This window comes from Pedobacter sp. W3I1, from assembly GCF_030816015.1.
Lineage (GTDB): Bacteria > Bacteroidota > Bacteroidia > Sphingobacteriales > Sphingobacteriaceae > Pedobacter.
In genome coordinates, this window is record NZ_JAUSXN010000001.1 from 4,580,842 (window position 1) to 4,594,559 (window position 13,718).

Consider the following 13,718-nt stretch of genomic DNA (forward strand, 5'->3'; position numbering starts at 1 on the left):
AAAAAAATAAAAAGATGATTATGGGATTTATTAAACATGCACTTATCGGCATCGCGATTTATGAAGGGATTAAATACCTGACTAAAAAAGACATACTGGGTTATTCTAAACTTGACGAGCTAAAGGAAAAAGCACCGGGGTGGATAGAGAAAGCAAAAACCGCCACAAATGACATAAAGGCCGGGCATCTGCCCGAGCTTTAACAGGACGGGCCGCTACACGTGGCCTTTTCTTTTTTTAAACGAAACAATTAAAAATGAGCATACAGAATATCCATTACCTGGAATCCCTTTTAAGCGCAGAGCAGATTACAGCACTGCAGAAGGCAGCTGAACGCCATTCACAGCAGTCCAATATGGATTTTAAAATCCATTCGGTTGATGGCAATGTGATACAGGTGGAAACGAGCCAGGACGAAACATCCTCGGGGAAATATGCCACCCGGCAGATGCTTGTTAAACGTACCGAAGAACTGCTCAAGAAGCGGCTTCCGGGATTTGAAATACAGGTTACCGCAAATGCTGTTTTACCCGCTCCAACCGATGTGGTCAACGTTTCATGGATCGAAAAAAAAATGCAGCAAAAGGGACTACGGATCAAGCAAATTGCCTTCGAAACCGGAATTGACCGGGAAAGCATCTCTGACTGGATAACGGGCAAAAGATCTATGGGCAAAACCGTTAAGGCGATGTTCTATTTCTACCTGTCAAAATAACGGTAACAGTTAAGTTCTAAAGCTATGGCAGAACGCAAAAACCATCATCCGGATACCGGGGGCATGCCTGAGCATGTCGATCCGATGCTCTGTACCCTGGTAAAAGCGCCCGTTGAAAGCGGGGAATATTTGTATGAGCTCAAATGGGACGGCTACCGCATGATCTCCAGGGTAGAAAATAAACAGGTGAGGATGAATTCCCGCAGCGGTTTGGATTATACAGTTAAATATCCCTTAATTGCCGAGGCCTTACTGTCACTGAGCCATGACCTGATGATCGACGGCGAGGTTGTGGTGCTGAATGAGGAGGGCAAACCTGATTTTGATACACTCCAGCTTTATAACGGCAAAAGAACACCCATCCGTTACTGCGTATTTGACCTGTTGTACCTTGATGGGAACAGCCTGATGGAGCTTCCCCTTTACCAGCGCAAAGGGCTCCTGGAAACCCTTATTAAAAAAAACGATATTTTCCTATTCAGTGAGAGTTTTGAAGATGGAAAGGCGCTTTATGAAAAAGTACTGGAAGATAACCTGGAAGGGATTGTTGCCAAGAAAAAAGACAGCACTTATATCCCCGGATCGAGGGGATATGAATGGTTGAAGGTTCCTACACGTAAGCGCCAGGAATTCGTGATCGGTGGATGGGCGGAATCTGATAAATCGAGGTCTTTCAAATCCCTGCTGTTTGGGGCTTATGAAAACGGAAAGCTGCAATGGATCGGGCGTTCTGGTGGAGGGTACAAACAGTCGGAAATGCCGGGTATCCTAAAACAGTTACAGGAGATTGAAACCTCAAAATCGCCCTTTGAAAACAAAATCCTGGACACAAAAGGTGCTAAAACCCATTACGTTAAACCCCACCTTGTTGCCAATTTTGAATTTGCCACCTGGACCAAATCCGGAAGGATACGCAAACCTGCTACCTTCCTGGGATTCCGTAAAGATAAAGACCCAAAAGATGTGGTACTCGAAGTGCCACAGGAAATTCAGGCCTTGGAAGAGGTTTTGCAAGAGCAGCAGGAAGAAGAATCCGGAGAGGAACAGCAAATAAATGCTGGTGATCAGGAAAATATCAAGAATCCTGATCTTGACAAGTATCATAAAAAACGAAGCTTCGATATTACGCCTGAACCTGAAGGAGGCAGCCCCGAAAGTGAAAAGCTGCTTTTTGTGGTCCAGAAACACAATGCCTCCCATCTGCATTATGATTTCAGGCTGGAGATCAGGGGTGTACTAAAATCATGGGCAGTACCAAAAGGGCCATCTATGGATCCTGCAGACCACCGCCTGGCCATGGAAGTGGAAGACCACCCTTTTGATTATAAAGATTTTGAGGGAATTATCCCCGAGGGACAGTATGGCGGGGGTACGGTTATGGTATGGGACCAGGGCACATACGAACCGGCAGAAAAAATATTGGGCAAAAAAGAGCAGGAACACTGGTTGCTTTCCTCTTACTATAAAAACAAACTCAGTATTGTCCTGCACGGAAAAAAACTCAAGGGCAGGTTCAACCTGGTGAAAACCTACGGCAAGGCGGAAAATGCCTGGCTGCTGACCAAGGTTAAGGACGGCGAAGAACTTGATATGGATATCACTAAAAAGGATCAGTCTGTTATTTCCGGCCTTACTATACTAGAAATCGCAATGGACAGCCATTCAAAGGTTTGGCAGAGCAACCGCAGCAATGCCGGAGAGGTTGAATCAAAGACCAATGAAGAAGAAGCGGAACTGGAAGCTGAGCTGGCTGGCCCGGAAATACTGGATGAACCGAGCGATGAAGGGGAAATGGTAAGGCAGGTTATACATGCTACCATTGGCGCTCTTTTCCCCAAATTAAAGAACAAACGCTCTACCCGCAGCAAGCAATCAACGGAGAGCAACTGGAACAAAATTTTTGAAGAGAAGATCAAATCTGAAGGGACGATAGTGATTGAAAAAGAAACCCTGCAACTTACCAATATCGAAAAGAAACTTTGGAAAAGGCTCAATAAAGCCGGCCTGATTGCCTATTACAATAGTATTGCTGAATACCTATTACCACATATCAAAAACCGTCCATTGTCCCTGTATATCAAAAATATCAGCGCCGGAGCACCGGGGTTTTATATCAAGGATATGGAAGGCTTCGAGCCAGATTTTATGGATATTCACTCTACAGTAAGGAAACATAAAGTAAAGAGCAAAGCAGATGTAATCGATTATGCGGTTTGCAATAACCTGCCTTCCCTGTTATGGCTGATCAATCTCGGCTGCATCGACATCAACCCGTGGAACTCGGTTACTTCAAACCCTGAGCAGCCTGATTATATCGCCATAGACCTTGATCCATCTGATGAAGACTTTAAAAAAGTGATAAGAACCGCGCAGGCGGCAAGGAAATATTTACAGGAAAAAGGTCTTGTTGCCTTTATTAAAACATCGGGCAAGACAGGTATGCATATATTCATCCCCTGCAAAGGTTTCACCTATCCGCAGGCGAGGCAGCTGGCAGAACATATCTGCGCTGAAATCCATAATAGGGTACCCCTGTTCACTACGCTTGAAGTTTCTGTGGAAAAAAGGGGTAAAAAGCTGTTTGTAGATTTCTCCCAGAACGATCAAGGCGATACACTTGCATCGGTTTACTCGGTGAGGCCGGCCAGGGAGCCTAATGTTTCTGCACCCCTGGAATGGAATGAACTTAACAACGATATCAAACCATCAGACTTTACAGTAGAAAATATGCTGGTAAGATTAAAGGAAAAAGGCGATCTATGGAAAGACCTGCAGAGTCTAAAGATCAAATCCAAAAACACAAAGATCTTGCGCCAACTATTTTAAAGCATGCTTAACAAATGCAATAATTGAATTTTTATGGAACAGTAAAAGTACCGCCCCGCCCGTTTCCTTTTATCCACCAAAATCATTTAATGATTGTTTTTATATGGCTTCAAAAAACAACATAACGAACAATAAAAGAAACTTCGAAAAGCGAGAAATAATGAAGCAAATTCGCCAATATCTACCTCGCGCCTATAGCTAAAGAGAAATCAGGCGCAGTCATTAGCTTCGAGCGATATACTTTCTTTCCGTCGTAACCATCCTTCACTTTTTACTTAAAATTCCTGCCGCCATGGAAAGCATCCTTTGGCACTTCTTCCCTGACCTGTGCTCTTTTGTTCTGGGCTAGATAAGGAGCGGACTTCTCATCTCCCCTGGCCAAGGTCAGCACCGGCAGATCATCCATTTCCCTTTGAACGAGTTTGCTCAGCATTTTGGTAAAATCAAAACACCTGCTGACAATCACATGAACGACCTGCCCTTCCCGCTGCAAGCGGCCTTCCACCATCAGGAGCCTCGCATGCAGGATCTCTTTCCGGTAAGTTTCAAAGAGCTTTTCAAAAACCACCAGATTGGAAAACCCAGTCTCATCTTCGATTGTAATGAAACACACCCCACCAGCCGTTCCGGGGCGCTGGCGGACCAGGACCAAACCTGCTACTTTTACCAGTTGCCCATCGGTTGCATCATTATTGATCGCATGGCACGAACGGATATTGAGCATATCAAGTTGGGCGCGCACAAAACTCACCGGATGTGCCTTCAGGGATAAACCAACAGTAGCATAATCCTGAACCACATGTTCACCCTTGCTCATCAGCGGCAGCGACACCTGCGTTTCCAATACACTTTCCGAGACCTGCCCCTTGAAAAGCTCCACAGGCATATCCTGCAAAGCAGAGACCTCCCAAAGCGCCTTGCGCCTATCCATACCCATGGAACCGAAAGCATCCGCATCTGCCAGCTTTTCCAAAGCGCCAAGTGATACCCCCGCATCACGCAGGGCAGTGATTGTTTGATAACCATCTCCCCTCCCGTTTACCAGGATATCCATTTCATCCTCCCGGATCCCTTTAATCTCCCGGAATCCCAGACGAAGTGCAAAATACTTTCCCGACTTTTCTTCCAGCCTATTGTCCCATAAAGAACAGTTCACATCTACTTCCCGCACCTCAACGCCATGCTTCTGCGCATCAATTACAATCTGTGCAGGCTGATAGAACCCCATCGGCATGCTGTTCAAAAGCGCTGCTGCAAAAACATCAGGATAATAATGTTTCAGCCAGCAGGATACATAAACCAGCAGGGCGAAACTGGCGGCATGGCTTTCCGGGAAGCCGTAACTTCCGAAACCCTCGAGCTGTTTGAAAATGCGTTTGGCAAATTCAAGGGTATAACCTTTTGCGAGCATGCCATCAATCAGTTTCTTTTCATACTGGTTTACCAGCCCCTTAAATTTAAAAGTAGCCATACTCCGCCGCAGACCATCAGCCTCGGCAGGAGTAAAACCGGCCGCAACAATCGCAATTTTCATGGCCTGTTCCTGAAATAGCGGAACGCCTAAGGTCCTGCCCAGGATTTCCTCTAGTTCTTTTGAGGGATATACTACCGGCTCCTCTCCATTCCTTCTTCGCAGGTAAGGATGCACCATATCTCCCTGGATCGGTCCGGGACGGACAATGGCCACCTCGATCACAAGATCATAGAATTCCCTTGGCTTTAGCCTTGGGAGCATGGACATCTGCGCCCGGCTTTCAATCTGAAAAACACCCAGCGTATCCGCCAGACAAATCATATCATAAACATCGGGATCATCCTGGGGGATATTGGCAAGCGTGAACTGTTTGCCATAATGATCCCTGCAAAGATCAAAACATTTGCGGATACAGGTCAGCATGCCCAGTGCCAGCACATCCACTTTTAAAAAGCCCAATGCATCAATATCGTCCTTGTTCCACTCGATATTAGTCCTGTCTTCCATACGGGCGTTGAGGATCGGGCAGAGATCAGTGAGTTTGCCCTGGGTCACCACAAATCCGCCTGTATGCTGGCCGAGCTGACGGGGAAAGCCCATCATCTGCCTGGTCAACTCTAATGTTTTTTTCAGGTGCGGGTCATCGGGGTTTAAGCCCTGCTCCGTTACCCGCTTTCCCTCAAACCATTCATCGGTAAATTCCCAGATCGAACTGGAAAGTCGGTTTATCGTATCCACCGATAATCCCATGGCCTTGCCCACATCCCTGATCGCCCCTTTCTGATGTTGCTGAGTGACCGTAGCTACAATGGCCGCCCGGTCACGGCCATACTTATCATAAATATACTGGATGATCTCTTCTCTCCGCTCGTGCTCAAAGTCAACATCAATATCCGGCGGCTCATTCCTGGCAGGAGAAATAAAGCGCTCAAAGAGCACATCAAATTTCATCGGATTAACCGAAGTGATCCCCAGAACAAAACAGATTGCAGAATTCGCTGCAGATCCACGCCCCTGGCAAAGTATTCCCCGGGAGCGTGCCTCCCGGACGATATCCTCCACAAACAGAAAGTAATTGGCATAATCCATCTGTTTGACAAAAGCCATCTCATAATGGATCATATTTACTACCTTTTCAGGAACTACTTCGCCATAAAACTCATGCGCACCTTTCCAGGTCAGGTATTCGAGTTCTTCCAGCGGCGAGTGGCCACTTTGATTGATCTCTTCGGGATATACATATTTAAGCTCATTCAAAGAAAACGTGCAGGCTTCTGATATTTCCATGGTATTACTGATCGCCTCGGGGTATTTACGGAACAGGCGGTGCATTTCTTCGACCGGCTTTAAATAACGTTCTGCATTCTGGTGTAAACGGAAACCGGCTTCCTGGATGGTGCATTTTTCACGCACACAGGTTAAAATATCCTGTAATTCCCTGCGTGCCGGCTCATGGTAATGTACATCGCCTGTTGCTGCAACAGGGATGTTATACCAATCAGAAAGCTGGCGGATGCGAAAGATCAGTTTATCATCATTGCCCAGGTAACTGCGTGTGGCAGAAAGATAAAGCTGTCCCGATAAAGCTTCTTTATATTCACTGATGTGTTTAACAAAAGAATCCTCAAAATTAAAATGGCGGTTCAGCACACCCGGCATGACTATGGTAAAAAGTATGCCTTTGGCGTGTTCATAAACATCCGCTTTATGTAGGTGGCATTTACCTTTTTCCGCACGGAGGTTGCCTTTGGTGAGCAGTGCCGAAAGCCGACCATAAGCTTCGCGGTCTGTCGGATAAGCTAACAGGCTTGGTCCATCCAGTAAGTCCAACCTACAGGCAGGGATGATCTGAATATCTTTTTCCTTAGCCGCAGCATAACCCCGTACAATGCCTGCCAGGGTATTGCGGTCAGTGATGGCAATTTTTTTATAGCCATAAGCCGCCGCCTGGTCAATGAGCTCATTTGGATGTGAAGCTCCGCGCAGGAAGCTGAAATTTGAAGTGGCTTGTAATTCAGTGTATTCCATTTTCTTTTAAGCAAAAAATCCATGAATAAACCATTTGTATTTCTGACCGCCGTCATAATGGCCCAAACGAAATAGCCAGTACCTTCTGCCCTGCTCGTCTTCTACGCGGTAATAGTCCCGGTGATCACCCTTATCCATCCACCATTCCCTTTCGATCCGTTCCGGTCCATCGGCCTTTACCACATCATGTTTAGCGCCCTTGTATATGAAAAACTTTGGCGGGTGATCAGGTATCAGCGCCATGACTTCTATAGCCTCTGGGCGTGAAAGCAGTTCGGTCGGCCGCGGATTGTCCAGGCGCCAATCGGTACCGGATTTTTCAGTGGTAGTGACACAGTTTTTCACTGAACGTTCCGGCCAGTAGTGCGTAGCAGGTATGTAGCGATGGATCGCCCCTGTTCCTACTTTTCCTGCTATACGGTCAAGCAGGCGGATCACGCTCTGATCGTTCAGGCCGGGCTTCGTCGTCCATAATGCTTCCTGCCCTGGGATTACTTCATCCACTTTGGGCGCAACCAGTACAAACAGTTCAATACCCAAGGCCGGGCGGATCTGATCGATTTTGAGCTGAAAAAGTTTAAACAGATGGCTAACGTTATGCGTTGCCGCATTGGTACCAATATTAACCTGAACCACCCTGCCGTCAATCCGGTAGCAGGTCAGCACTGCGCTTCGTAATCCTTTCCCTTCATTTTGCAGGTGCAAACACAGATTTTCCAGCAGTTTAGTGATCGCGATTTCAATTCCGTTTCGCGTTTTAATCGGTTCCAGGCAGGGCAAGCGCTGCTGGAAAGGTTCGAGAACCTGTAGTGGTTTTAGGATTTCATCGCTGCTGCCAAGTGCCTGGGCAAGCCGTGTTAAAAAGTCCTCCCCAAAACGTCTGCGTAATACCGAGCGGGGCATACCGATAAAACTTTTGATCTGGTAAAAGCCAAGCTTGCGCAATTTGTTTAATGTAATTTCATCAAGGCGCAAAGCCTCCGGAGGTAAAGGCAGCAATGCGGATGCATGATCGCCTGGCGCGATAAGCGGTGTTATTTTTCCAAAGCGTGCAATCGCCCACGCTGCACCAGGCGTGTCTGCCATGGCAAGCCTGACGGTATAACCTTTTGTTTTTAACCTGGAAACAATCTCTTTCAGGTATTCCCTTTCACCTCCCCAAAGGTGGGTGCAACCACTGATGTCCATAAACAGGCCATCCGTAGAAAAATCATCCACCATCACAATTGGGGAATACCGGATGCACCATTCTCCAATGGCTTTCAGAAGCGAAGCTGCCCTGCCTGTTTTATCATCCAGTACTTCAAGGCCCGGACAGATCGCTTTGGCATCCGCTGCTTTCATGCCAACTTCTATTCCCTGCGCGTGAGCGAGAGGACTAACAGCGGTAATCATATTGCGTCCATGATCGGGTGCCCCAAAAACAAAAGGCACGTCCTTTAGTTCAGGGCGGCGGATCAGCTGCCAGTCAGCCAGCAGGTGGCGGAACCAGATCGATACATAACGCTTTTGCATCATAACGCCTATCCAATCTGCTTGTGCTTTGGTTCAGACCATAATATATCGTTTTGTTCTGGAGCAAGCTGTCTGAAGGCATCACCCGCCCATTCCATCACCCAGCTGCCCGGCTTACCACTTCTTACTTTCAGCAGTTCTACCTGCCAGCGCGGAAAACCAAGCCCGGGCATTCCCGGCTCAGTAACACTTGGTAACGGAGAAATTTTCCACCTGGCGGTCGCTACGGTACTTGCGGCCTTACGCTCATCTTTGCGCAGGATAAATCCGGTAACGCCGCTTTGTTCCACGGCCAGCTGTAACCTGCGGGATTCAACCAGGCTGAGTCCAGCAAGTTCTGCAACGACCACCGCAAGTCCTTCGCATTTCAATGATTCTTCCATGATCCACAATACATCCTTTTCGGTCTGCACATCCATAAAAATAATGCGTTCAGGATCGGCGTTGAAAAGAAGTAAGGAAAGTGGAAACAGTTTTCTTGAGGTGCTGATCCAGACACAGGCTGCACCGCCCTTCATCAGGACAGCCAGCAGGCCACCAATAAAACCATCTGTAGCAGCAGCATCTTCGGGAACAATGGTAATAAATTCATGGATTGCTTTTTTAGGAAAAACGCCGTTGGGAAATGCAGTTTCTATTGCCCCGAGGCCAATAGCGTCGGCTTTCCCTGCAACCTGCGGCTTAAAGCCCTGCCACAGCAGGATATCCTGCTGCAATTTATCTATCAATTCCCTGTTTGCTTTCATTTGCCCTCCCTTATTTTATGCCTCTCGATGAGCATCCTAAAATGAAACAACAAAATTAATACTAAAATTGTTAGCAATTGTTAAAATGTGGAAAACATTTATTTTATGTGATGAGCAAAATAAGGCGGAAACACAATCATTCTGTACCAAAACTGCCATAATGTAGCGGAATCAACTAACTATCATTATATACCCAGATTCATTTCCCTAAAAATAAAATCATAAAAAAGTCAACTTTTGCTAATATTTTTAGTTTATCAATTAGGGTTGTAATTTTATAACATGAATCTTTTTGGAGAAACAGCATTATTTGACGGAGGCATAAAGCGGTACATAGCTTTCAATATCCCTGATACTGAACTGAGGCTGTGGCAGCATTTTTTTAACAAAAATGAGGCAGATCATTATTACAAAGTTCTTTTAACCAAAACGCCATGGCAGCAGCGCATGCGAAAAATGTATGACAAGATGGTGGCTGACCCCAGGCTGACGGCCTATTATGGTGGCGTAAACGGCTATGAATGGACACCCATGTTACTGGAAATCAAACAAGCAATAGAAAATACCTGCAGCATCAGCTTTGACCGGGTGCTGTTGAACCTGTACCGTGACGGAAAAGATTCCGTGGCCTGGCACAGCGATACGCTTCCTGCTGACGGTAAACATCATCACATTGCATCAGTAACTTTTGGTGATACCAGGATTTTTAAGGTACGCCACAAATTCAGAAAAGATATTGAAGGGCTGGATATACCACTGACGCACGGAAGTTTTCTGCTAATGGATGAGAAGATGCAGGATCACTATGAACATCACGTGCCAAAAACAGCACGCAATATCGGTCCAAGGATCAATCTGACTTTCCGCATTTCAGAATCGAGTAAACCAGTTTATTTGATTAGTTAAGCTTTCCTCCTATTTAGCTAAACAACCAACCATTTTTGTGCAGGTGCCCCGCTCAAAACTTTGATTTCCGATTTAGTAACTCAGGGAAGATCCTGGCCTTGAGTCAAATATCAAACTCAGCTATAGTTTCTTAAGTTCGTTCAGTTCTTCACCGAGTCCGTATCATCAATACCTTACTCTGTCAATTATGATAATAGCTGATATCAGCAAATAACCTATAGACTGTAAAAAAGGCAATGAACTACCTGATTAAATTATTAATATAATTAGATATGCTTTGCTGAAAAATCATAGAAATCCAGATTGTACTGTTTTGCTATACTATATTAACCGCATTTAGAATGGAAGAAACCCTCACAGACATAGGCTATTTCGACTAATACTGAGGCATTATCATCCATCTTTAAAGTTTATTTAGGCAGAAATTTGCATATGGATAGTGATGGGTAGGCGTGATCAAACTCAATTAAAATGGAATATAAAATCATAACAAAATTTACAATCGGGAGCGAAGAAGGAACCAATGACCTGGCCTTTATAGCGGAAGCGTTAGCCAGGGAAAAGTTTTCAGGAAAAATTGTAGATGAGCAACTTGAAGAGTACATCCAGGCAAACTTTAACAAAGAGACTTTAAGGGCTGAACTGAACAGTATGTCGAATCAGTACCTGATCGTATATGTGGACAATGAGCCTGCAGGATACAGCAAAATAACTTCTAAGGGTTTAAGGCCGGAAATTTTTGAACATAGGACGATGGCAAAGATCACGGATTTTGGGGTCTTGAAAAGATATGCGGATCCTATGATCAGGAAATCGTTATTTGATAAGAGTCTTATGATCACAACGATGCAGCAGGTGATCTGGATCAGCGATCATGAAAATGAGAATATAGTATTTTTTGAAACCTTTGGTTTTAAAAAGGACACAAGAATAAATATAACAGGAGAACTGGCTCTTCAGACTGTCAACCTGGTTAAAGAAAATAGTAAATAGAGGTATGCCGGCACCCGGCAGTAAATGATTAAGAAATAGAAAGAATTATAAAATGGAAAAATCAACTAACAAAATAAAAATGCCGATAATGGGGTTTGGAACACTTATTCCCGACCTGGCAGTTACTATAACAGCGACAAAGGATGCGCTGGAAGCTGGATTCCGGCATTTTGACTGCGCGGAACGTTACCGCAATGAAACTGAAGTGGGACAGGCACTGAAGGAGGGAATGGCAAAGGGCGGTATTCCAAGAGAGGATATCTTTGTGACCACAAAATTGTGGAACACAAACCACCGTCCGGCAAATGTGGAGGCAGCATTTGAGGGAAGTCTTAGAAGACTACAGCTGGACTATATTGACCTTTACATGATCCATACTCCGTTTGCCTTCAAAGCTGGCGAAGAGCAGGATCCACGCGACGATGACGGAAATGTAATTTATGATAAAGAAGTAAGCTTGCTTGACACATGGAGGGCGTTGGAAATGCTCGTAGACAGCGGCAGATGTGGCGCAATCGGCTTATCGGATGTAAACCTAGAACAGCTTATTCCTATATATGAGGCAGCGAGAATCAAACCTGCTGCCATCCAGATTGAATCACATCCATACCTTCCCGAAAACGAACTACTTGAATATTGTAAGCAAAAAGGTATTGTATTTTTGGCCTTTGCGCCTTTGGGGCATGGAATCAGACCAGGGCTTCTTGAGAATGAAGTGGTAATGGAAATTGCGGAGCGTGTCAAAAAAACGCCGGCACAGGTATTATTAAGCTGGGCGGTACAGCGAGGTACAGCTTTACTCACCACACCCAAAAGTGCGGCCCGGGCAAAGGAAAATTTCGACATCATTTCATTGCCAGAGGAAGAATTTGAGAAGATCAACCAGATCGATACCAGACAGCGGTACAACCAGGTAGTAAAAACGGGAGTACCGGGTTTTATTGCTAAAGGAAGTTAAGATGTTGTAAAGCCTAGCCTTGAAAACATTGATTTCTGCGCTCCAATATTTCAAGGGAAATGTAAAATATCAAAAAGAACATCCGGGCAATCTTTAGGTCCCCTGATGGTGCGGTCTGTGTCTAAAAGTGCAGGAAGTTAGTATGGATATTACTTTTCATATCTGTTAAAATAATGGGCTGGAAAATAGAGTTAAATAGAGCATATGCCAAAAACCGTGTTAAATGTTAACTGATATAATCGATAATAATTTAAGTGTGATATTCTGCGGGATCAATCCGGGACTGAAATCTGCATCTGACGGATATCATTTTTCGGGGCGGAGCAACCGCTTCTGGAAAACATTGCACCTAGCCGGATTTACACCATATGAAATCGAGCCCATAAGCGATTTGAGTATCCTGCAATTTTCGTATGGGCTAACCACAGCTGTTGCCAGGGCGACCGCGCGTGCGGACGAGCTTGACAATACTGAATTCGCCAGTTCAATTGAAAGCTTTAAAAATAAAATGATATTCTATAAACCTCAATGTATCGCCTTCCTCGGCAAAGCAGCCTATATGGCCTTTACGGGAAAAAAGAAACTATCATGGGGACCGCAGGAAGAAAAATTCTGCGGTGCTAGAATTTGGATATTACCTAACCCGAGTGGTTTAAACCGTGGTTTTAGGCTTAACGACCTTGTTGACCATTACTCAGCGCTCCAAAGGTCGCTGACCTAAAAGGTCCAGTTTAGCATGCAGACATATGGCAGTCCCTGAGATTTGATTTTAATTAAAAGGCATCTTTCAGTCCAAAGCAATCCCCCGTTATATCTCCCAAGAGACCAAAAATTGTAAAAAAAGCTACTTGAATTGCTTTTTACAACTTTGAAACGCTGACACACATGCAAAGCTCACACGATCGGATGATCTGCCAAGGATTCCTGGACAGATACAATCCTTTTCATGACCTTAAACAATTACCTTAGCTGTTCCTGCTTTTCCTCCCTGCAATGAAAAACTGAGGTGTGCAGGATCTAATCTTTCGAATTCCTTTAGCTTTTCATGGAACCCGACAGAACTTTCGACTATCGCTATTCTTGCACTCCTTACAAACTCAACAAGGCCGAAAAACTGTAAAACGTTTAATAAATTATCTGTCTCTTCCCGGTGCCCGCAGGTTTCAAAAACTACGTAGTCTTTGCGTATTACAACAACCCTTGCGCCAAATTTACGCAATAGCCTTTCGACTTTAAACTCCTCCTGGATTACTTTGGCCGGCATCTTGTACAAAGCCAGCTCCTGCCAGATTACCTCGCTATTCAAATGACAATAAACTTTGATCACCTCATTCAGCTTTTCAATCTGTTTCAGGAGTTTTCGGACCACGACCTCAGCCTCGCAGATCATGATACAGAAGCGATGAATACCTTTCAACTCGGATGGTGAAATATTCAGGCTTTCTATATTAATTTTCCTACGTGTAAATACAGAGGCAATCTGGCTCAAAAGCCCAACATGGTTTTCACTGTATACACTGATATTAAATTCCTGTTTTTCTGTTACTTCTTTCATAT

Annotated in this window: 11 protein-coding genes; 7 read left to right on the forward strand and 4 right to left on the reverse strand. The window is 45.0% G+C overall.

Annotated elements, in window-relative coordinates:
• Window positions 1-20: 20 nt before the first annotated feature.
• Genes QF042_RS18645 through ligD form a run of 3 tightly spaced genes read left to right on the forward strand, consistent with a single transcriptional unit; the run spans window position 21 to window position 3,541 of the window.
• Window positions 21-203: a YtxH domain-containing protein gene (locus QF042_RS18645; RefSeq protein WP_307531185.1), complete on the forward strand. Its 183-nt coding sequence runs from the start codon at window positions 21-23 to the stop codon at window positions 201-203.
• 53 nt (window positions 204-256) lie between these two features.
• Window positions 257-715, forward strand: coding sequence for a helix-turn-helix transcriptional regulator (locus QF042_RS18650; protein ID WP_307531186.1), 459 nt, complete (start codon window positions 257-259; stop codon window positions 713-715).
• Between the two features lie 24 nt (window positions 716-739).
• Window positions 740-3,541 (forward strand): non-homologous end-joining DNA ligase, encoded by a 2,802-nt coding sequence (ligD, locus tag QF042_RS18655; protein WP_307531189.1) that lies wholly within the window; start codon window positions 740-742, stop codon window positions 3,539-3,541.
• Window positions 3,542-3,812: 271 nt separating this feature from the next.
• On the opposite strand, the gene QF042_RS18660 is transcribed toward ligD, so the two are convergent.
• The 3 genes from QF042_RS18660 to QF042_RS18670 are packed head-to-tail and all read right to left on the reverse strand — an operon-like array spanning window position 3,813 to window position 9,304.
• A complete protein-coding gene (locus tag QF042_RS18660) occupies window positions 3,813-7,043 on the reverse strand; it encodes an error-prone DNA polymerase (protein ID WP_307531191.1) in 3,231 nt (1,076 codons plus the stop codon).
• Window positions 7,044-7,049: 6 nt separating this feature from the next.
• Complete coding sequence (locus QF042_RS18665) at window positions 7,050-8,561, reverse strand: DNA polymerase Y family protein (RefSeq protein ID WP_307531192.1); 1,512 nt, start codon at window positions 8,559-8,561, stop codon at window positions 7,050-7,052.
• Window positions 8,562-8,566: 5 nt separating this feature from the next.
• Window positions 8,567-9,304 (reverse strand): ImuA family protein, encoded by a 738-nt coding sequence (locus QF042_RS18670; RefSeq protein WP_307531194.1) that lies wholly within the window; start codon window positions 9,302-9,304, stop codon window positions 8,567-8,569.
• Between the two features lie 282 nt (window positions 9,305-9,586).
• Between QF042_RS18670 and QF042_RS18675 the strand changes: the two genes are divergently transcribed.
• The 4 genes from QF042_RS18675 to mug all read left to right on the forward strand — a co-directional run bounded on the left by QF042_RS18675 (window position 9,587) and on the right by mug (window position 12,882).
• Entirely contained in the window at window positions 9,587-10,210 is a 624-nt protein-coding gene (locus tag QF042_RS18675; RefSeq protein ID WP_307531196.1) for an alpha-ketoglutarate-dependent dioxygenase AlkB, read from the forward strand.
• Between the two features lie 471 nt (window positions 10,211-10,681).
• Complete coding sequence (locus tag QF042_RS18680; RefSeq protein ID WP_307531198.1) at window positions 10,682-11,203, forward strand: hypothetical protein; 522 nt, start codon at window positions 10,682-10,684, stop codon at window positions 11,201-11,203.
• 79 nt (window positions 11,204-11,282) lie between these two features.
• Window positions 11,283-12,161: an aldo/keto reductase gene (locus tag QF042_RS18685; RefSeq protein WP_307531200.1), complete on the forward strand. Its 879-nt coding sequence runs from the start codon at window positions 11,283-11,285 to the stop codon at window positions 12,159-12,161.
• Window positions 12,162-12,384: 223 nt separating this feature from the next.
• A complete protein-coding gene (gene mug, locus QF042_RS18690; protein WP_307531201.1) occupies window positions 12,385-12,882 on the forward strand; it encodes a G/U mismatch-specific DNA glycosylase in 498 nt (165 codons plus the stop codon).
• A gap of 231 nt (window positions 12,883-13,113) precedes the next feature.
• On the opposite strand, the gene ilvN is transcribed toward mug, so the two are convergent.
• On the reverse strand, window positions 13,114-13,716 hold the full coding sequence (ilvN, locus tag QF042_RS18695; RefSeq protein ID WP_307531202.1) for an acetolactate synthase small subunit: 603 nt from the start codon (window positions 13,714-13,716) through the stop codon (window positions 13,114-13,116).
• Window positions 13,717-13,718 lie beyond the last annotated feature (2 nt).

Bases quoted from the DNA above. Each gene is read 5' to 3' on its own strand.
- QF042_RS18645 (WP_307531185.1), top strand. From the start codon at position 21: ATGGGATTTATTAAACATGCACTTATCGGCATCGCGATTTATGAAGGG.
- QF042_RS18650 (WP_307531186.1), top strand. From the start codon at position 257: ATGAGCATACAGAATATCCATTACCTGGAATCCCTTTTAAGCGCAGAG.
- ligD (WP_307531189.1), top strand. From the start codon at position 740: ATGGCAGAACGCAAAAACCATCATCCGGATACCGGGGGCATGCCTGAG.
- QF042_RS18660 (WP_307531191.1), bottom strand. From the start codon at position 7,043: ATGGAATACACTGAATTACAAGCCACTTCAAATTTCAGCTTCCTGCGC.
- QF042_RS18665 (WP_307531192.1), bottom strand. From the start codon at position 8,561: ATGATGCAAAAGCGTTATGTATCGATCTGGTTCCGCCACCTGCTGGCT.
- QF042_RS18670 (WP_307531194.1), bottom strand. From the start codon at position 9,304: ATGAAAGCAAACAGGGAATTGATAGATAAATTGCAGCAGGATATCCTG.
- QF042_RS18675 (WP_307531196.1), top strand. From the start codon at position 9,587: ATGAATCTTTTTGGAGAAACAGCATTATTTGACGGAGGCATAAAGCGG.
- QF042_RS18680 (WP_307531198.1), top strand. From the start codon at position 10,682: ATGGAATATAAAATCATAACAAAATTTACAATCGGGAGCGAAGAAGGA.
- QF042_RS18685 (WP_307531200.1), top strand. From the start codon at position 11,283: ATGCCGATAATGGGGTTTGGAACACTTATTCCCGACCTGGCAGTTACT.
- mug (WP_307531201.1), top strand. From the start codon at position 12,385: ATGTTAACTGATATAATCGATAATAATTTAAGTGTGATATTCTGCGGG.
- ilvN (WP_307531202.1), bottom strand. From the start codon at position 13,716: ATGAAAGAAGTAACAGAAAAACAGGAATTTAATATCAGTGTATACAGT.